The organism is Thiothrix winogradskyi (genome assembly GCF_021650935.1).
In the GTDB taxonomy this organism is placed as follows: domain Bacteria; phylum Pseudomonadota; class Gammaproteobacteria; order Thiotrichales; family Thiotrichaceae; genus Thiothrix; species Thiothrix winogradskyi.
On the sequence record NZ_CP091244.1, the window covers coordinates 4,181,185 to 4,202,445 of the forward strand.

A 21,261-nucleotide genomic window follows, 5' to 3' on the forward strand; every position below is an offset into this window, starting at 1 on the left:
TCAACATCAACCGTTGAGATTAACGGTAACGCTTGCAAAATATTTTTTATAGCTAATTAATGACGACCTGAAGCAGAATCTCGATGAACTGTACTGCCACTTTGCATGGCAGTTGAAGGCACGCCTCTCTCAAGTGGAAAGACGTGCTGCCGCTTTGCTAAGGTGCAACCGGGCAAACCCCGCTGACTAGCGCTCGCTGACTTGTCCAAGACACATTAGGTGGTGGTGAATTAGTGTGCGTTAGCGGCGCACTGCTCAAACAGTTGCGATTAGCTGACAGTAAACTCAAACTTCCCAAACGTGGCACTGCAATGCTACTCAGGCGATTAGCATTAACAGACAACTCCGACATACCCGGCATCGGTAATGCTGTAGACGCAGCCGGTGACAGCGCAGCAATGTCCATAATGTTATTGTCATCCAACAGCAAGGTGCTAACCCCTGCCAGATGCAGCAATGGTTCAATGCTGGTAATGCTGTTATTGCGCAATACCAAATAATACATGCTACTTAACTTAGGGGCTGCTGCCGTCCCAAACAAAGCCGTCAAATCCGCATTATCCAACTGCGAATTATCGAGGAATAACATAATCAAATTGGGCAAATTAGTGCCAAGTGCGGTGAAATCAGCCGTATCAAAGGTATTGCCACTCAAATTCAAACGAATCAACGCTGGGAAATTTTGCGTGGTTAAACCGCTAATATCTGTGAGCTGATTATCATCCAGCAACAACGTCACTAACTGCGTCATTCCCGCTAAACCACTCGCATCGCTGATCTGATTACCGCTGAGAGTCAGCTTGATCAAATTCGGCAACGCTTGCGCCAATGCAGCCAAATCCGTATTGGTCAGGCTGGCATTTTCCATGGATAACTCGGTCAAATTGGGCAAATCACTTAAGTCAGCGAAATTAGCACCAACCAAATTTCCACCCGAAGTACAATTTAACGTGGAAGTCACGACTAAGGTAGCTTCAGAAGGCTCACCCCCACCGAAACAATGCTGCACGAGTAAGGCATCGGTCACACTGGGAGGTGGCTCACTGATTTGCAAGGTAATGGTCGCCAACGACGATTGCAAACCACCATTATCCGTCACTCGGAATTTGAAACTGCCCGCACTCCCCACGGTCGCACTGGCAGTAAAGCTTACTGAGCCATTGGACAGATTGCCGGTGTTTAACGTGCCGTTGGATACATTAACATCAGATAGCGCATAGATCAGGGTATCGCCGCTATCGGGGTCAACCGCATCCAAGGTAATCACTGCCGTCGTACCTTGAGTAATCACCGACGTTTTATCATACGCTACTGGGGCATTATTCTCGCCTGCGGTGGAACAACGTGATGCTAGGAATTGCCAGCTTCGTCCCACCACCTTAATGCGGCTTGGCAAGGAAACGCTGCCAAGGCAGTTATCTTCTAAAGTCAGGGCGAGATTATTGCTGCCACCCAGCGTGGTTAAGCCATTCACATCCAGCAAACGATTATGCTCCAAGCGAATCAGCGTATTAAGACCGGTGAGGGTTTTCAGGGTGTTAATAGTGGCGGTGTTGCTGGGAATTTCATTGTGTTCCAAAAATACGCTTTTCAGGCTGGTTTTACCCGACAAGGCGGTGATGTCAGTGAGTGCGTTATGTTCTAACCCTACGTGTTGCAATGCCGTCATGCTGCTCAGGCTTGGCAAGGTGCTAATCGTATTAAAGCCCAGTTCCAGTGTTTTTAGATTCGCCAAGCCGGAAATCGCCGCAACATTACTGAGCAAATTGCCGCGCAGGTACAGAGTTTGCAGACTGCTCAGCCCTGACAGACCGCTGATGTCACTTAAGTTATTGCCGTCTAACGCGAGTACTTGCAGGGTGCTCATGCCTGACAATGTGGTGATAGTGCTGAGCTGATTATGGCTTAAGCCCAGTTCCGTCAGGTTGGATGAGCTGGCTAAGGCGGTAATGGCGGTGAGCTGGTTAGCATCGAGGTACAACTTGGTGAGGGCTGATTTGTTTGCCAAAGCACTGATCGTGGTGAGGTTGTTGGCATCCAAATACAGCGCTTGCAGGTTATTCATACCCGTCAGAGCGCTAATGTCGCTGATGGCATTGAAACTGAGGTTCAGGGTTTGCAGTTGGGTCATGCCCGCTAACGCGCTGATATTATTAATGGCATTAAAGCCTAGGTTTAGGTTGGTCAATTGCGTCAGACCGGCAAGACCGCTGATATTGCTTAGCTTGGTATGGGAGAGGTCTAGGGTGCGCAAGTTAATCAATTGCGCCAACTGCGAGAGATTAGCAGTGGAAAGGTCAATACCGTCACAAGTGAACGTGGTGAGTGCCTTTAGCGTTGCTTCACTAGGAACACTCGTACCGAAACATTTCAGCAAGGCCGCGTCATTAAATGCAAAGTTTTTGACTGTTACCACGACTGTATCCGTTGCTATTCCGCCTTTGCCATCGCTAACTTCCAGCGTATACGTGTAAGACTGGTCTGCTGTTACCGTAGGTGCTGTAAAGGTATAGCTTGCTGTCGTTGCTTTGACAGTTGTACCTTGTAACCAGTTGTAGCTAAGGGTATCCCCCTGATTGGGATCTGTCCCTAAACCATTGAGCGTGACAGAAGTACCTTCTATAACCGTAATATCTGCACCTGCATTTGCAGTAGGCGGGTCATTGGGTGTTTGCGTAACCGTGATATTCACCTTCGCGGCAACAGCGGAAGTCAACTTGGCATCTTTTACCTTAAACATAATCGCATCGGTCAACACACCTGCTTTTGGGGTGTATTCAAGCGTATTCACCCCAACAGTGGTGCCAAAACCTGTGGCTAACGCTACTGTACCCTTGGCTGCTGGTGTGTTCATTAAGTACGTTAACGGATCACCATCCACATCCGTACCTGACAATGTAATAACCGTTGAGCCAAAAGGTGAAACACTGATGCTTTGTGATACGGCCAATGGTGCATCATTCACGGGCGTGATCGTCAGACTCACGATGGCTGCGGGTGAAACCAGGCTGCCATCCGTGACGGTGAAGGTAAAACGGTCAGTGCCCACGTAGTCTTTGTTGGGAATATAACTCATGGAGGTACTGCTGAGTAGCACACCCACATCGGTCGCTGTCAGCACCTTGGTGCCACTTTTCAGGATGCCATTGGCGGGCAAGCTGGCTAGGGCGTATTTCAGGCTGCTGGCACTGCTATCGGGATCCGTCGCTGTCAGCGTAATTGCTTTTGTGGTGTCTTCCACCATGCTGATCAATTGCGGTGTGCCAGTCGGCGCATCAGGGATCGAGGCGACAACAATGGAAACTGTCGCCGCCGGGGATACCTTACTCGTCGTGTCCTTCACCGTAAACGTGAATGAGGCGGTACCGTTGTAATTCAGTTTAGGCGTGTAGAGATAAGTGGCTGTTTCACCCGCAACCGCTTGTAGCGTGCCGTTCAGGCTGCTGGTGCTGCCTAGATGGTAGGTGATGTTATTACCATCCTCCGGGTCACTGCCCGACAAGGTAATCCTGACCGGTGTGTCTTCATCCGTTCTGACCGGGCTGGTGCCTGTCTGTGCAGTCGCTGTCGGTGCATCATTCACGGGCGTGATCGTCAGACTCACGATGGCGGCGGGTGAAACTAGGCTGCCATCCGTGACGGTGAAGGTAAAACGGTCGGTACCCGCGTAGTCTTTGTTGGGAATATAACTCACGGCGGTACTGCTAAGTAGCACACCCACATCGGTCGCTGTCAGCACCTTGGTGCCACTTTTCAGAATTCCATTGGCGGGCAAGCTGGCTAGGGCGTATTTCAAGCTGCTGGCACTGCTATCGGGATCCGTCGCGGTCAGCGTAATCGCTTTTGTGGTGTCTTCCACCATGCTAATCAGTTGCGGTGTGCCAGTCGGCGCATCAGGGATCGAGGCGACAACAATGGAAACTGTCGCCGCCGAGGATACCTTACCCGTCGTGTCCTTCACCGTAAACGTGAATGAGGCCGTGCCGTTGTAATTCAGTTTCGGGGTATAGAGATAAACGGCTGGTTCACCCGCAACCGCTTGTAGCGTGCCATTCAGGCTGCTGATGCTGCCCAGATGGTAGGTAATGTTATTAGCGTCCTCCGGGTCACTGCCCGACAAGGTAAGCCTGACGGGTGTGTCTTCATCCGTTCTGACCGCGCTGGTGCCTGTCTGTGCAGTCGCTGTCGGTGCATCATTCACGGGCGTGATCGTCAGACTCACGATGGCGGCGGGTGAAACCAGGCTGCCATCCGTGACGGTGAAGGTAAAACGGTCGGTACCCGCGTAGTCTTTGTTGGGAATATAACTCAAGGCGGTACTGCTGAGTAGCACACCCACATCGGTCGCCGTCAGCACCTTGGTGCCACTTTTCAGAATTCCATTGGCGGGCAAGCTGGCTAGGGCGTATTTCAGGCTGCTGGCACTGCTATCGGGATCCGTCGCGGTCAGCGTAATCGCTTTTGTGGTGTCTTCCACCATGCTAATCAGTTGCGGTGTGCCAGTCGGAGCATCAGGAATCGCGGTGATCATTACACTCACCGTCGCGGTTGCTGACACACTCACAGCATCTTTTACCGTGAAAGTAAATTTGTCACTACCAAAAAAGTTGGCTTTGGGTACATAAGTCGCTTGATTACCCACTAATGTGAGTGTCCCGTTGGCAGGTCTACCGACTAACGTATACGTTAAGGCATCCCCATCGGCATCCACACCTTCCAAGGTTAGCGTTTTGGACTCATCTTCCAGTAGTGTCGCGGCTTGCGGTAAGGCAATAGGTTTCGTGTTAGCGGCATAAACACTAGAAATCAGTGAACAGCATAACAGCAACAAAAAAACTGACAGGCGAGTAAACCCCATGACCTGTTCTCCCAAAAGCGGCAAAAGATTAGCTTATTCTATAAGCCAACCTTTTTTTGCACAGTGATAAGCATCACTATTGGATTGATAATATTATATAATATTTAATCAGTTTATGGGTAAACAGCCATTATTGACCAATAATTGTCATGTCACATGGGATTATAACAACGCCCCACCATCACGCAGAACGGGCAATGCTGAAGTACACCATACACTTTCTAGCTCGCGTAAACGCTTCATCATAGCCTCACCCGTTAATTGCTGACCATTATAATTAACATGCAAGCCGCGTGATTCTAAAGCATGAGCAACCTGTTGAATAATATGATCCGAGTCATCCGCATTGCCTGTCTCCAAAGCCACCTGGAAAAACAGCATATCCAGCACAGATAAAGCAATACTTCCACAGACTGCCGGTAACGCAATATAGCTGCTGCGCTTGGTATTAAACGTTTGACTGGCTAGTGCCTTGTTCAAAGCAGCCACGGAAGCAACACCCTGTTTCCCATGACGTAGTGCTAACAGATCCTCTTGAAGCATAAAAATCAAGCATTGCAATAAATCTGTTATCGACATGCCAGACTTTACACGCAACTCGGAAAATGTCATTGACTGCTGTTCTAATAATTCCACTAGCGGGCGATACACATCCGCTTTACCCTGCACTCTGCCGATGATGGGTAGATCAAAAGTAAACTCAGCTTTTTCTTGCTCACTCATGCGCTTACGCAATGCCCAAACCGTATTGTGCAAATAAGCTGCCTGATCTTCACTACTCATGCGCCCGGCAATACCGCGCATAAAAATATCTTTACGGAATCCCGTATTAAATAACATATCCTTGAATAATTCGCGGACATTGGTATCAGGAATTTGTGTTAATAAATTTTGTGCATCGGCTGAAATCAGCGAAGGAACGTAAGCCGATGATGCCGTTGCATCACCAATGAAATCCAATTTAGCCGCACTCATATAGCCTGCGACCTCGGTAAAATAAAATGCCCGCCAGCCCTCATGAAAATACTCATGCACCAGATAATGCTTATCTTTAGATTCCAACGTTTCCAATCGCGTTTTAATCATGTCGCGGTTAATTGCAAAGAAACGGGAATCTGCCTCATGGAGTTTTTTGAGCAAGCCCACCGCCTGTTCCATGCGTGCAATACTATTGCCTGAGTACAATTTACTGGCTTCATACACCAATTTTTGCAATGGCTCGCCCATAACCCAACCGGGTTTAGCGTTATAGCTGTTATAAACCATCCCCCCTGACTTCAGGTGACGCTCACAAATATCAATAATATGCTGGCGATTTTCATCCGAAACCCAAGTAAAGATACCATGCAGTGCAATAAAGTCACATTCAGGCAACAAATTGGGGTTTTCCGCAATCTGTGCAAAACTCTTCTCATAAAACGTAATATTCGTTAGACCGGCTGCCTCGGCTAAACGCCGCGCTTTAGCAATATGGGAAGGGTTAAAATCAATCGCATAAAAATGCCCTTGAGGATAATTCGCAGCCATAATCAAACTGGTAATCCCCTGACCACAACCTAGCTCACAATCAGCAATTCCCGCTATCCATCGGTAATCAGAGCTTCGCAGGCTTGCGAGGGCTTTGATTTTTACGGGCACAACCATACCCTCCAAGCCCTGAAAGCCTGCCCGAATACCGCCTGACTTTTGCATAACCCAACACCCTGTTGGAAAACTCCAGCGTACCCTCAAGCCTGATTTTCATCCGCTGCGAATGCCTTTGGGTGTCAGGTCGGCATGTTCGTAACCCCAAATGATGGCAGCATAGAAGGACTCCCAATCGCTAATCAGATGCTCACGGAACATCCCACGCATCTTCTCCCACAATGCGGTACGGCTCTGTAAGCGGGTGCGGGCGGCTTGGAAGTACTGGCAGCAAGCTTCCTGAATCTGGTCGATCAGGAAGGCCAACATCATCAGGGTGGCGAACACAGTGGAAAGATGTTGCTTGCCATGACCGTAATTATGTTCGAGGTTGTAACCGAGGTTTTTAAGGGTGTTAAAGGTTTCGTTCTCCACCTTCCAGCGGGAACGGCCTGCGCGTACCACATCCGCCACGTTGTCGGCGGTGAGGGGGATGTCAGTCACGCAGTCATAGATAAAGGTTGTACCGTCGGGGCGTTCCTCCCAGTAGTCGATGTAGTTGACCCGCACGTCTTGGTTGGCATGATTGAGCGGGATGTCGTTGGCATAACGGTAGCCACACCGTAACTTTTTGCTTGTCGTGCCTGCCAATTCTTGGGTGCTGCCATTGGCTAACCCGTCCAATACCGTCTTCAGTAATAGGCTGCCACTACGGGCTTTGGCGGTAATGATAAAGCTGTAACCGTTTGACTTCAGAAGACGGATGTGCGGTGCATTGCAGGAAAGGGCATCTTGCAGCAGGATCATCTCCATGCGCGGGAAGTCTTGGCGCAACTGGGGGATGAGCCGTTTAGAGGCATTGTGTTCGCAATCATTTTTCTTGCTGCCATCCTGCTTGGTGATGGCCTCTGGAAAAAGGGTAATACGGTATCTCTGTCAGGGTGAACCAGCACTGCCGCCAGCATCTGGTGGTAATACTCCTCACGTCCGTCCTTGTGTGTCTTAATGCAACAATCCGGGCAAGAGATAGCCCCAGAGCTAAAAATACCTGTTCCATCAATACTGACTAAATACTTTCCTGAGAAAACGGTAGCCTTCCAGTATGCCTTGCCGTTGCAGTTCCTGATGGATGGCGCGGAATACCGGGCGCAGACGCTGCGGTTTTACCCCGTCCAATACCGTGCGCATTTGGCTGTCACAGGAGCATCGGGGATGCCAAACAGGGTTTTCAGGTTGTGCCGTCGTGCCTTGTCCCCGCGCTGTTTGTCAAACTGCAACAGTGAGCCGTCTTTCAACGAAAATAGGGCAAGCCCTGACATCAACACGTCAACCAAGGGATAGTCGGGTTTGGTTTTGCGGTGGTCAGTGACTTCACTGAAACAGCCGCGCACACGTTCCAGCAATCCGGGGGCTGAGAGAGTCTTGCGTAGCTTCAGGCTACCGACAAGAGGCAGGGGAGGTGGTTTTGCAGGCATTTCGTTGCACAGTGACTCGTTTTACAAGACCATGATTATACAGTCATTTTAAGATCGGCGGGAATTGCTGGCTCACAATACGTAAAGCCACGCTCTAGATTCACTGGTATAACCTTCTGCATCACCGCACACAGGTTTAAGAAATCCGGCGTTTGTTCACGGTAATAGCCTGCCGTATATTCCACGTCTGATGTATAACCCTCCATCCATGCTTGCATTAATTAATCTCCTCGATGATTGCAATAATCCTTCAAACAAATTGATACCAACAGCAAATGCGCATTCGGTAATGCCGTCGGTATCATTAAATACTCTCACTATTCCTCATTGAACGCATGATTAAACATATTACTGATCGGCTTCAGTAAATAATCGAGGAAAGTGCGCTCGCCGGTTTTGATTGACGCTTCAGCGGGCATCCCCTGCATGAGTTGCAACCCGTTCTTTTCTAACTGCACAACCCCTTCTGGCGTAATGGCTATCCGTGCTTTATAAGCCATTTCCCCGGTTTGCTCATCTTGTACGGTGTCGGCTGACACCAACTTCACTTCACCCGGTGTTACTTTCAAGAACGAAGACGAAGCGAATGCAGGAAAACGGATGTCAACTGCCTGACCAGCTTGTACTTGGTCAATATCACTAGGCCCGACATTGGCTTCAATCTGGAAGCTATCAATACGCGGCACAATTTCCAAAATCGGCGAACCCTGTTGCACCACGCCACCAACGGTGTGATAGTTCATGTTCACCACCGTACCGCTTTCCGGGGCGACCACTTCAGTACGCTGCAAACGGTCTTCCGCCGCCCCCAAACGGTTACGCACATCCGTCAGGCGTAAACGTGTATCGCTCAATTGTGCTGCAATCGCTTTATTTTGCTCATTCTGCTGTAACAACAATTGCTCTTCGACTTGGCTGGCTTGCACTTTCAGCTCAGTGGCTTTAGAAGAAAGTTCTGCCACCCGTGCAGAGGTCGCCAGGCGTTTCCGGTCAGTTTCATTTAACTGCAAATTGCTGATCAATTGTTTTTCAAACAAGCTACGCAACTCTTTCGCCTCTTTCGCGTAAGACGCTTCTAAGGCTTTTTCGGCGACAATCTGCTGATTGACTCCCTGAATCTGCTCGCGGGTTTGCGCCAAACGCTGTTTGAGAATGGTTTGCTCAGACACCGATGCCGATTGACGTACCTTAAATTGCTGGGTTTCGTCTTTGATAATCTCTGCTGCACGCTCAGGGTTACTGGTATTGGCGGTGATTTCGGCGGGGAAGCTCAGCTTAATGCCCTCTAATTCGGCATTTAAGCGTGCTTCCAAGCCGACATAGCCCAGTAACTGATCGTATAACGTACCTTGATCGGCTTGTGCTTCGGCGGCACTTAACACCATTAAAGTCTGACCTTTATGAACCAGATCGCCATCATCCACCAAAATCTGTTGGATAACGCCGCCCTCACGGTGTTGCACCACCTGTTTTTTGACATCCACCACAATGCGCCCTGAAGCCACCACTGCGCTGTTGAGCGGAGCAAACGCCGCCCATATCATGAATACACCCAGCACACCAATCAAGACGGTTAAGCCCATCAGTTGATAACGGCGGTCCTCAATATCCAATTTAGCCGTACTATCGTTGGCAGCAGGCTGAGCAGCAGGTGCGGCAACCAGAGTGGACGGCACTTTCGCCGTGGGTAGTTTTGCAAGTGTCTGTGTCATTTTGTGTTTGCCTCCCGTGTTGGCAACTGCGTGGTTTTTTGCGCCATTTTGGCCAGGACTTGTTGGCGATCACCAAACATAGCCACCGTGCCGCCTACCATCACTAGAATACGATCAACCAGTTTCAGAATGCCGGGGCGATGCGAAATGATTAATACCGTGGTATTACGCTCTTTAAGGATTTCGAGTGCGCGGTAGAGCGCGGCTTCACCCAAATCGTCGAGGTTGGAATTTGGCTCATCCAACACCACTAGCGTGGGGCTGTCGTACAACGCTCTGGCTAAGCCGATGCGCTGGCGCTGCCCACCCGACAATGCGCCACCGGAAGGGCCAATCAAGGTTTCGTAGGCATTCGGTAATTGCAGAATCAATTCGTGTACTCCTGCCAAATCAGCGGCTTCCAGCACTTTTTGCGCATCCACTTCCCCAAAGCGGGCAATGTTTTCTGCCACTGTGCCATCGAACAATTCCACATCTTGTGGCAGATAACCGATGTGTTTGGAGAGTTGGGCGCGATCCCAATGGCGCATATCCGCATTATCGAGACGCACCTCACCGCTGGCTTGCGGCCATAAACCAAGCACCGCACGCACCAAGGAGGATTTGCCTGAGCCGCTAGGGCCAATAATCGCCAACGATTCACCCGGGCGCAGGGCAAACGTAATATTATGTAACACCGGTGCGCGGCTGCCGGGTGGCACTACCGTCAGGTGCGACACATCCAGCTTGCCTTGCGGAGCGGGTAGCGCCATGCGGGCTGGCTGGTCGGGGAACGCTGCCAATAACTGATTCAGACGATCCCATGATTGCCGCGCTGATGAGAAACCTTTCCATGCGCCGACCAAGGAGTCTAACGGTGCTAATGCCCGTCCTAAGAGAATCGAACCGGCGATCATCATCCCACCGGACATTTCCATCTGAATAACCAAATACGCGCCCACCCCAAGAATCAAGGATTGCAAGAACATGCGCAGACTTTTGGACATATTCGACAATAATCCGGCTTTATCGCTGGCTTGTGCCTGCCAGTGTAATGACTCGTTGTGATTGGTTTGCCAGCGGCGGAAGATACCGTCTTTCACGCCTAACGCGGTAGCGACTTCGGCATTGCGCAAGCTACGCTCTAACAGCAAGCGGGATTGCATCCCTTTGCCGTGTGATGCCTGAAGCAGCGGCTTGGTGGAATGGTCGACCAAGATACCCAGTATCAAAATGATCACGCCACTGATTAAACCAAACCAGCCAAACCAGGGGTGGAACATAAACATAATGGCGATGTAGATGGGAAACCAGGGTGCGTCAAAAAACGCAAACGTGCCGTTACTGGATACAAAGTTACGCACGCTGTTTAAGTCGTTGAGCGGTTCAATCGAGGCATTGCGGGGGTTGTGCAGGGCGTGGCGGAACATCACATCCACGACCCGTGATTGCATTTCCACATCCATGCGGGTGCTGATCCTCGCTAGAATACGGCTACGCACGAATTCCAATATCGCCATTACCGCAAACAATACCGCGACGATCACGGTCAGCATCACCAGTGTGCTTTCACTGCGGCTGGCAACGACCCGGTCGTAGACTTGCAACATGTAGATTGACGGGGTGAGGAACAGCATATTGATAAAAAAGCTGAAGACCCCGACGTAAATAAATGAGCGCCGTGACTGCATGAGCAAGCTCTTTAGCTCGGAATTCGGAGATTGACTAGAAGCCATGTGAGCGAAACCCTGAATGAAGATAAAAATATGGTTATCGTGGCGGTTAGACCCTGTACCACCGTTTAGGTAAATTTATCATCGGCATAAAATAAACGCTGTGATTACGGTCACGTCGCCACCCGATTACACATTGTTTTTCATAGAATTTATTTATTATAGTTTCGCTCAAACAAAAAAAGAGCCGAGTCTTGCGACCCGGCTCCCACCTATGTCAGCTTCAAAGAAGCTTAATCAGGCTGTTTTAGCACTTACGCTGCTGGAGCTTCAACGCCATCGAAGGCTAAGTTTTTCACATCCAGATCATCAGTAACACCATCCAGCTTAACCACGAAGTCAATAGTTAATGACTTCTCAACAGTACCGGTACCTTTATCAAGGTTTGCCAATACATCTACAGCAACATAGCTCTTACCACCATAAGTGAACTGTGCAACCAACGCTTTAGACGCATCAGTAGCACCAATGCCTGAATCCTCATACGCTTCTTCCAAGGCAGCCATAGCAGCGGCAGACAAGCTCGCTTCGCTAGCAAACAGGGCTTCATAGTTGAAGATGTTACCGGTCGCATCAGCAGCCTGAGCAGCAGCAAGGTTGGTACTATTAGTGACCAGCGTAAAGTTGAGGATGTCTGCGTCAGTAACGGTAGCAGTATCGCCCACCTTGAAGTCTGTGATGATGTCAACACCGGTCAAGGTAGCTAGAGTATCACCAGTTTCAAAGTAGAAGTTATCACCATCGGCACCACCGGTCATGATGTCTTGACCTTTACCACCAGTGATTTCATCCACGCCTTTGCCACCGTTGATGGTGTCATTGCCTTCGCCACCGTTCAGTGTGTCTACAGCATCGCCACCGATGATGGTGTCATGACCTTTACCACCGTCGATTTCCATCTTGAAAGTTTTGCTGCCAGTGATGAAATCATCGCCGTCAGAACCAACGATCAATGGACCATCACCGTTTGGACCTTCACCATCCTTGATACCGCTGAAGTCGTAAGAACCAGCTTCATCCAGAATGACAGTACCCCAGATTTCTGACAATGGTGTAGAGCTAACACCTGCACCGTTTTGAGCAGCGATAGGACCAAACATTGTACCCAAATCAAACAAGAATTCTTGCGTTGGAGCAGCAGAATCACCCAAACCAGTGATGTCACGCAGCTTAGTATCAGTCAGATCTAACGGCGGAATAGGAGCACCCACTGGTAGTGCCGGGGCAACGTTACCATTCAGCAAGTAAGTCTCTGTTGAACCATCACCAGCGATATTGTTGACATCAGTCAGAACTTCGTCAGTCAGGGTTGCATTCTCAATTTCATTGAGAATCAGTTCTTCAACTGCAACAAGAACCAAATCAGTCAGGTCTACATCTTCAGGAGTTCCCGCAACTGTAGCTTCAATAGTCAGTGAATCAAACAGACCTTCAGAACCAATGATCTCGGTTCCAGCAGCAGCTAATGCTTCAGCTTGAGCCACTGTCAGCTTCAGATCAACAGCATCACCGTACACGATTGCTTTAGGTGCAGCAGTGAAACCGGACAAACCAAGATCAGTTGCGTCGATTGCACGACCAGACAGTTGGAGCGTTACGTTAGAGAAGTCACCAACAAAATCCAAAGTATCGACTAAAGACTGGTTAACAATGATAGTTGCTTTAATTTCATTACCGGCTGCATCAACAGGCGCTAACAACTGAGCAATTTCGGTAAACTTAGGCACTTGCAGGTCAAACACATCATCATCTTTACCAACTAAGGCTAGCTTTGTATCAGTCTTGCCAATTACCTGTTTAACGGTTGCAAAAGTATCAGCACCGATTGTGATAGTACCACCATCAGTAGTTACCTTAACAATTTCAAAACCAACCAGCTCAACACCAGTCAAATCAAGGTTGTTACCTGTTGACAGAATAGTGTCGTCCAACTCTTTGTTACTGCGATCTTTCGCAGGGGTAGAGTTTGCCATGATCTTTTTGAACTTGGTCAAACCTTCACCTGGTGCTTCAGTACCCGCTACAGTGATAGTCGCAGCAGCTGGTTTGCCATTATCGCCTTTAGCGTAACCTACATCTAACACTTCAATGCTAGTGATCATACTAGTGTTAGTCAGATTGATAGCGGAGTCCAGAACACGCAGGATGTCAACACCAGTACCACCGTTGATAGTGGAAGCCAATACGTTAGCCATATCTGCTGCAACGATGATGTCATCACCGATACCAGCATTAACAACGTCCTCGCCACCTTCCAGTCTGATGATGTTGTTGTTACGATCGCCAGTCAGTACGTCGTCATTCGCAGTACCAACTACGTTTTCGACCCACTGCACTGCCATTTTAGGAGTAGCTGCGGCAATACCCGATGTCGCTGTAGTATTTTCAACTGCTGTACCGGCTGCCAGGTTGACAGTGACACCAACATCTTTGTAGTACTGTGAGAAGTCGAGCGTATCGCTGCCTTCTTTACCATCAACGGAGCTTTTATCTTTGAAGATTTCAACAATGAAGTTGTCGTCTTTAGCAGTACCGACTTCGGTGTATACTTTGTCATCAACGAATACAACAGTTTTGCCAGTTTCTTCAACTGGTTTCACTGGAGTGCCAGTCATGATCAAGTGCTTAGCATTTTCAACAGAACCGCTTTCAGCAGTAACGCTTTCTAACGCTTTGAAGTAGTCAGGTGAGCTAGCGTTGTTGTTTTCAGCCCAGTACAGACCAACATCAGCCAAGTTTTCCAGACGAACACCATCAGTACCTTGAGCTGCTTTAACGATTTCAACAATCGCGGTATCACGTGTTACACCACCGCTGTTCAGGGCGTTTACCCAGAAGGTCAAACCACCTGCTTCAGCAGGGCGACCCAAAACGTTCATGTAGATAGTGTTGATGAATGTTGCTGCATCCTGACCCGCTGGGTATTTAGCAGTAACTTCTGGATAGTTGCCAGACAACCACTCAGTTGCGAGTGCTTCGGCGCTCATTCCAGAATTCGTCCAAAACTCCAGACCACCTTTGTCCGGTGCACGGTTGAAAAATGCGATATAAAGTTTTGCGACTTCTTGTGTAGTTGCCATGAGATTTCTCCTTAAAAGAAATTAGTGTGTTGACTTGGTTGAGAACAATTTTTGGTCATCAGTTATTTGTATGCTGACCATGAAGCGTAATTTATCAGCCTGAGACGGGGTTTTCTGTGACTCCAATCACAAAATTTTATTATTTCGCGACTATGGATAAAATTTATCACTAAAATCTCAGCTTTGTGTCAGTGGCCTATGCTAATCTTATGCACAGAAACCTTGATGAACCCTGCATAACACGACCACCAATCATGAAAAACGCATCGTTAAAGCTATTAACCCAAGTTCCCTTACTGGTTGACCTACCGGAATCTGCTATCGAGTGGCTGGCGAAAGTGGCGCGATCAGAGCAAGCCAGCCGGGGTGAGTACATTATTGAACGCAATGACACCTCACAGCGCTTGTTCTTTTTGCTGAGTGGGCAAGTGAGAATGTTAGACATGAACCGTCAGGGGCAAGAGATAGCACTGGCGATTATTGATGCCCCTACTCACTTCGGCGAATTAGCCGTCATTGACGGCTACCCGCGTTCCGCCGCCGTGCAAGCCACCACCCGCTGTGAAGTTGCCTCCATCAGCGTGAAAGAAGCGGAAACCCTGATTTATACCATTCCGCAAGTCTCACAACGGGTCATGAAAAACCTAGCAGCGGTGATCCGCAAAAACAATTTGCATCGCATGGTGCTGCAACAACAAAACATCGTGAACCGCTTAGCCTCTTATTTATTAGGGCAGCTCCCCCCGAATCTGGAACCGGAGCATAAAGTCTTTATTAGAAACTTACCCACTCAATACGACTTAGGGATTTTGCTGGGCACTACCCGTGAAAGCATTTCCAGAGCGCTCAGCCAGTTAGCGGAGGAGGGTTTGGTGCGTAAAGATGGCAAAAATCTGGTGCTAGAAGACGTGGCAGGCTTGCGTAGCCTGATTGATGAGCCGTAATGAGCTTTAATCCAATTGCCAGCGAATCCCCGTGGTGAGGTCAACCGCCTTACTTTCAAACAGGGGAATATCTGAATCTTGCTGGCGAGCTTGCAACCGAGCCTCCCACGTTAAATCAGGCGTTACCTGCCATGACCACCCCAGATTCACCACCTGTTGGGTAGGGTCGCGCCGCTTATCAGGGAAAGCGACTTCATTATAGACCTCACGATCACGCTGTTGTGAAACACGGTAACTGGCGGTTAGCCCATATTTGCGCTCTGGCGGTTGATAATTAGCCCGAAAACGCACGGAGGTTTCTGAGTAGTCTGCTAAACGTTCCGCACTGCTTGGCCATTGATGGCTCATATCCACATTCAAATGCAATGGCTTTGCAGGGCTTGGCAATGGAACCCCCACACTCACACGGTGAGAAACACTATTATTATCAACCACTTTGGGCGTTGTATAATGGCTGTCGGTTAACTGGTAACTCAGCGCAATTTTTCTATCCAACAACGGGTTAGGAACCTGAACTTGAGCAGCAACGGCAGCATCTTGTCGATAAGACTCATTATCTAAGCGTACCGCGCCGCCTGATACGACGAAGCGTGGCTCTACGTCACTCATCCACTCACCGGGTTTCATTTCAACCATGCCGCGCACTACGGCAAGATCCAAATGGTCGTTTTGATGATTATCTCGCCATGTAACGGTCAATTGTGCCTGTGTTTCCAACTTATCCACTACCGGCAGGGTTTTATTTACCGCGACTTCTACATCATGCCAACTGCCAGAATGGGCTTTGGCGTTTTCACCCAACGACAACATCAGGGGTTCATCCCCTCCCCCAATCGCTAAACGGTCAAAACCCAAGCCATTATTGACATTATCACTTACACCCAAACCCGCTGACACTTGTAAGCGCGGCAATTTACCCAACGTTGCGGTAGTGGATACCGATGTTTTCTCATCAATAACGAGAAGAAAGCCTTCACATTGCTGGCGTATACCTTCAGCGATACCCGGAGTCGTCAGAATCTCTTGGAATAAACGACGGGCAAGCGCGTACTGCTCCAACCGAAAATGAGTCACCGCGATGTCTAGTTTTGCGCCAATACAGAACGGCTCTTGTGCATAAACATGTTCAAACAACGGTAGGGCTTCAGCATAAGCACCGCTATCAAATAAAGTAATTGCTTGTTGATAAGTTTGTGCTGTAGCAGCGTCTTGCCCACAAGCAAGCGCTCTATTCCCCCCCAAGACCCAAAACATGAACACAAAACCTGACAAAGCATGTTGCTTGAGAAACATCCATTATCCTTGCTGGTAAAGTCGCCGCGCTAGTGCAGCTTAGCGCTACCTACCGCAAAGACTCGAATTTTATAAGGGAGCTTTTTACTGCCGATTAAACCCAGATCAATAGTTGCACTCTGAGGCAGTTGTGCAGCCGTATTTTCGCCAACCAGTATAGCATAACCTTGTTCACGGGTAAGCTGCTGAATAGCAGATGCTTTATTGACCTCAGACCCCATAACGGTATAGGTATGGCGTTGTGATGAGCCTAAATTACCCACTACCATAATCCCGGTGTTGATCCCAATACCCAATTGAATATGCAGATTTTTTGCGTTAAAAATCTTGGTGTTCATGTTTTCAATCGCCGCTTGCATGGCATGTGCAGCATCAACAGCGTGTTCTGCATGGGTTTGATCTGGCAGCGGTGCGCCCCAAAATGCCATCACAGCATCCCCCATGTATTTATCGACCGTGCCACCGTGAGCGTGAATCACGCCCGTTAACCCGGAAAATAATTCCCACGTAATCGCCGCGACTGCTTCTGGCTCCATTGAATCGGCTAATGTGGTAAACCCTTGTATGTCCGCAAACATCACCGTCATTTCGCGACGTTCGGCTTTTAACCAATCGTGATTGCGTTGTTCACTGGCGAGGCGCTGTGCCACCGGTTCGGGCAGGTAATAACTGAATAAACGCCGCACATGCTGATGACGCGCTTGAATATCCAGCAAATCACTGATTAACAAATAACTTAGCACCATGACAATCAATAAAACGGGGGGCAATATAGCCAGAGCAATGTGCCATTGTGACCATAAAGCAACATTTCCCCCCAACCATGCCACTAACAGCAATGGTCCAACCACTAACACCAGCCATGCACTACGCTGCCTTGCCCATAGCAACAGACTAGCAATCAGGGTTATCAGTAGCGTTTGCAATAGCGGGGCATGATAGGGTTCTACTTTGAAATGCGCATCTGGATTCAGCATCGCTGCCAACATAGAGGCGTGTACTTCGACACCCGGTAATGCCGGATTCAATGGGCTGGCGACAATATCCATTTGTGCTGTCGCCGATGAGCCAATCAGTACAAATTTTCCCCACAGATCAATATCAGGGTCTTGTTGCAAAATTTTGTACGCCGAAATGCGTGCGTAAGGCGAATAATCCTTATATTGCGTATACGGAATTAATACCTCGCCAGCACGGTTAACCGGAATACTGAGCTGTGTATCGGACGCTTGCACCCGCAGCCGCTGCGAATCAAACCAATGGGCAAGATCCTGTTCCCATGCCAGTGTTTTGGTTTGGAAACGCTGACGTACTATCGCCAATGCCAAGGTATCGTAATAGGCGTTTTCCCATTGATAAATGGGTTTGAGGCGGCGCACTTTGCCATCCACATCGCGCTGCGGTGAGATATGCCCGGTATACACATCGGGGGTGAGAAACTGCGCGAGGTTGGCGACGTAACCCGTTGCTTGCCCCCACCAGGGTTCGACATTCGCAATACCTTCCAAGGCCACGCCTGCGCCTAACTGCCCATCACGCAACAGTGTTTCGGTCAATTGGCTTTGGAAGGATACAGCCATGACGGGCAAATTGGCTTGTAATGCTTGTTGGAGTGCAATATTGTCGGTCTCACCTTGGCAGGTTTCATCCGCAAATAAGACATCAAGCCCAATGCCATCGACTTGGTAATCCTGACGCAAACGCTGCACTAGCGTCGCAAAGGTATCCCTAGGCCAAGGCCAACGCCCTATCTTGTCTAAACTGGGGTTATCAATATCAATGACCACGACTTGGGAATTTAGCGCAACAGGCGTATCGCCATGCGTGATGTACGCGGTTAATGCCATCCGTGAATCGTAGGCAAATAGCTCCAAATGCGTCAAAACGGCGGGATGCCACTTGGAGGGCATCCAAACATACCCCCCAACGAGACAACCCAGCAGCGCAATAATGATAACGCGTTTCAACAATGGCTATACCCGCCCGCTAACACAGGCGCTTATTGCGCTAACCATGTGGTCGCACCGGAAATACCGACATCATTTTTCTCGTAAATGTAACCTGCTTGTGTAGCAGAGCTGTCTATTGCCCCAGACACTGACATGTTAGACGTGCCTGATTCACTGCGTAGCAACCCCGTTTCGCCCAGCGTGCCTTGAGCTGACAAATATTCTGTTCCCCGATCCAAACCAGCCGAGGTCACGTCCAGCCGTGTACCAAAGCGATTGGTGTCAAAGTCAATTTGCAACGTGGGGTTACTGATTGTCGCGGGAATGATTCTATCACCACGACGCACCACGGCTTCCCCTGCATCCAATCTAAAATCAACAACACCTGCTCTATTTTCAGGTATGGGCAAGCTACCTGCGACTTTTTCGGCGCTACCAATCAAGTGTACGCTGTTAGCTGCGAATACCTGACGGTTACGGGTTGGGTCACGCACAATGTCTTGAGCCGTGTTCTCGACATAGCTTGACCAACGCCCATAATGGAAAACTTGGGGTTTTGCTGGCACTTCTACTATTGGCGGCACAGGAACGCGAGGAGCGCTAGAATCAGTTGCACTCACTAAACCCAATTGATTGCTTACCGTATCGCTGATGACCTTGCTACTGTCACCGGCACGCTCTTGCACAATAATATTGCTAGCCAATTCAGACGTGACGGATTCCTTGGGGCCAATCTCAGTACTCACTGGCGATAACGAGGCAACAGACGCAGTGGCGCTGCTAGACAAGCGCTCTGTACCCGTTGTATTGGCAGCAGTCGCGGGTGTGGTATTGCTGGCTTTATCAGATGTCTGTGTCTGTTTTTCAGACTCAACCGCAGGATTGGCTGAAACAGTGTTTTGGGAAGTCGGCATTTCACGAGACTCTTGGACATGCTTATCTTCAACTGGGTGGGCAGGCTTAATAGCATCGGGAACCCGCGTGGCACTTTCTTTAGGAACCAAACTAGCCTGTGTTACATTAACTTCTGCGACGACTTGTTGATCATAAGCAGACAACATAACTGCCTGACTACCACCACAAGCCCCCAACGTTTGGCGGCTACAAACCGAACTAAAGGGTGCAACCACGACACCACCTTGACGCACACTCACACTGGAGGACATCGCGTCGGTGAAGACGGTAAAATCGGTTCCACGAATACCAATCGCGGCGACGGGTGTATTCATACGGAAACCGGGGCGATTGGCTTCACCTGCCTTACCCGTTACCGAACGCACCGCACCGCGCTGAACATCCAGACGAATTTGGTTAGCGGCAGGGTTCTGTGCATCCACATTGTATTGAACAATGCTGACAACAGAATCGGAACGCAAACTTAGGAAAGCACCGTCTATCGTGCGGATGTGTAAATGCCCAATGGCGTTGGTTGCTAAGGTGTAGCCGACAAAAATAGGCATTCCCACCTGCAAATCAATTGAAGGCTTCTGCCCCTGATGAACCTGTGCGGAACCTGTCACAAACACAACCTCACCGACCAACTGACCGTTGCTAGCCATTGCTGTCGAACCGAATACAACCATACTCCACAGCACGAGTACTTGAATGATCCGCATGGAATACCTCCGTCGCGCTTATTAACGCATCATTTCACCCAAAACTTATTATAAAGAAATTCTTTCAAAAGAAATGTGACGATTATCACATTAGGTCAGGAACCACTGCTTTATTCACTGCCAATAACCAAGCACACAGCACCACCCACACCAGTAGCGTCAGTTGCAATTGCCGATCACTGAACAGTGCATCGGTAGGAGATTCCCCACCCTCCAGCATATCCACCACATACCAGTAGCGGAAAAAACCAAACAAGACAACAGGAATGGTCATAATCATGTCTGGTTTTTCCGACATAATGAATAAGCTGTAGAAAATTAACGCCACAGTTGCCGACATTTCAGCATAACGCTCCACCAGTGCCACTGAATATTTTTCCAACACCTTACGCCCTTCATTGCCACTTTGTAATAACTCCTGACGACGCTTAACAGAGGCTAAGTAAAGTGCTAAGCACAAGGTTGTGACAAACATCCAGCCAGATACAGGTGCATCTAACGCCATTGCACCAGCGTACACCCGTAACACAAAACCACTGGCAATGGTAAAAATATCCAACACGGGTTCGTGCTTCATCCAAAACGTATAGCCCAGATTCATAACAATATAGCCCAATAACACTGCGCCAACGTTAGGCATCGACAAGCTACCCAGCAATACGATTAGCCCCAAGAAAGCCAATAAAATCATTGCGTCACGCGGCGAAACTGTACCCGCAGCCAGTGGTCGACTCTTAGACTTCAGCGGATGCTGTCGATCACGTTCTACATCATGCATATCATTAACAATGTAAACCGCAGAAGATGTCAGGCAAAATAATAACGTTGCCCACAACGCTTTAATCACCTCTACACCATCCAAAAATAGTCCTGAAAACAATAACGGTGCTAAAACAAATGCATTTTTCACCCACTGACGTGGACGCATCAAGCGGATTAAGGGAGCGAGTTTTGATAGCAAAGCATGAGGTGGCACTATATTATTCACAACCAGTTCTA

The 21,261-nt window shown here is 49.0% G+C and carries 13 protein-coding genes and 1 pseudogene; 1 reads left to right on the forward strand and 13 read right to left on the reverse strand.

Annotated elements, in window-relative coordinates; all coding sequences use genetic code 11:
• Positions 1 to 157: 157 nt before the first annotated feature.
• The 9 genes and pseudogenes from L2Y54_RS20750 to L2Y54_RS20785 form a co-directional block, all read right to left on the reverse strand.
• Positions 158 to 4,858: an Ig-like domain-containing protein gene (locus L2Y54_RS20750; RefSeq protein WP_236498756.1), complete on the reverse strand. Its 4,701-nt coding sequence runs from the start codon at positions 4,856 to 4,858 to the stop codon at positions 158 to 160.
• 162 nt (positions 4,859 to 5,020) lie between these two features.
• Positions 5,021 to 6,550: a class I SAM-dependent methyltransferase gene (locus L2Y54_RS20755; RefSeq protein ID WP_236498758.1), complete on the reverse strand. Its 1,530-nt coding sequence runs from the start codon at positions 6,548 to 6,550 to the stop codon at positions 5,021 to 5,023.
• Positions 6,551 to 6,804: 254 nt separating this feature from the next.
• Positions 6,805 to 7,294 (reverse strand): annotated as a pseudogene (locus L2Y54_RS20760) (ISNCY-like element ISAtsp9 family transposase); the annotation flags it as partial.
• 243 nt (positions 7,295 to 7,537) lie between these two features.
• Positions 7,538 to 7,669, reverse strand: coding sequence for a hypothetical protein (locus tag L2Y54_RS21730; protein ID WP_255697800.1), 132 nt, complete (start codon positions 7,667 to 7,669; stop codon positions 7,538 to 7,540).
• Positions 7,645 to 7,956 carry a hypothetical protein gene (locus L2Y54_RS20765; RefSeq protein ID WP_236498760.1) on the reverse strand — a complete coding sequence of 104 codons (312 nt, stop codon included), beginning with the start codon at positions 7,954 to 7,956 and terminating at the stop codon, positions 7,645 to 7,647. The genes L2Y54_RS21730 and L2Y54_RS20765 overlap by 25 nt, the downstream gene beginning before the upstream one ends.
• Positions 7,957 to 7,991: 35 nt before the next feature.
• Positions 7,992 to 8,174, reverse strand: coding sequence for a hypothetical protein (locus L2Y54_RS20770; protein WP_236498761.1), 183 nt, complete (start codon positions 8,172 to 8,174; stop codon positions 7,992 to 7,994).
• 99 nt (positions 8,175 to 8,273) lie between these two features.
• Entirely contained in the window at positions 8,274 to 9,668 is a 1,395-nt protein-coding gene (locus L2Y54_RS20775) for an HlyD family type I secretion periplasmic adaptor subunit (protein ID WP_236498763.1), read from the reverse strand.
• Complete coding sequence (locus L2Y54_RS20780; RefSeq protein WP_236498765.1) at positions 9,665 to 11,338, reverse strand: type I secretion system permease/ATPase; 1,674 nt, start codon at positions 11,336 to 11,338, stop codon at positions 9,665 to 9,667. The genes L2Y54_RS20775 and L2Y54_RS20780 overlap by 4 nt, the downstream gene beginning before the upstream one ends.
• 296 nt (positions 11,339 to 11,634) lie before the next feature.
• Positions 11,635 to 14,460, reverse strand: coding sequence for a DUF4214 domain-containing protein (locus L2Y54_RS20785; RefSeq protein ID WP_236498766.1), 2,826 nt, complete (start codon positions 14,458 to 14,460; stop codon positions 11,635 to 11,637).
• Positions 14,461 to 14,714: 254 nt separating this feature from the next.
• Here L2Y54_RS20785 and L2Y54_RS20790 point away from each other — a divergent pair, with 254 nt between their 5' ends.
• Positions 14,715 to 15,404 carry a Crp/Fnr family transcriptional regulator gene (locus L2Y54_RS20790; RefSeq protein WP_236498768.1) on the forward strand — a complete coding sequence of 230 codons (690 nt, stop codon included), beginning with the start codon at positions 14,715 to 14,717 and terminating at the stop codon, positions 15,402 to 15,404.
• 6 nt (positions 15,405 to 15,410) lie between these two features.
• On the opposite strand, the gene L2Y54_RS20795 is transcribed toward L2Y54_RS20790, so the two are convergent.
• The 4 genes from L2Y54_RS20795 to L2Y54_RS20810 form a co-directional block, all read right to left on the reverse strand.
• A complete protein-coding gene (locus tag L2Y54_RS20795; protein WP_236498770.1) occupies positions 15,411 to 16,697 on the reverse strand; it encodes a tetratricopeptide repeat protein in 1,287 nt (428 codons plus the stop codon).
• 29 nt (positions 16,698 to 16,726) lie between these two features.
• Positions 16,727 to 18,607 carry a CHASE2 domain-containing protein gene (locus tag L2Y54_RS20800; protein WP_236498772.1) on the reverse strand — a complete coding sequence of 627 codons (1,881 nt, stop codon included), beginning with the start codon at positions 18,605 to 18,607 and terminating at the stop codon, positions 16,727 to 16,729.
• 89 nt (positions 18,608 to 18,696) lie between these two features.
• The gene (locus L2Y54_RS20805; RefSeq protein WP_236498774.1) at positions 18,697 to 20,262 is read right to left on the reverse strand and encodes a FecR family protein; all 1,566 of its coding nucleotides are present in this window, start codon (positions 20,260 to 20,262) and stop codon (positions 18,697 to 18,699) included.
• An 85-nt stretch (positions 20,263 to 20,347) separates the two neighbouring features.
• Positions 20,348 to 21,250: a decaprenyl-phosphate phosphoribosyltransferase gene (locus tag L2Y54_RS20810; protein WP_236498776.1), complete on the reverse strand. Its 903-nt coding sequence runs from the start codon at positions 21,248 to 21,250 to the stop codon at positions 20,348 to 20,350.
• Positions 21,251 to 21,261: the final 11 nt, after the last annotated feature.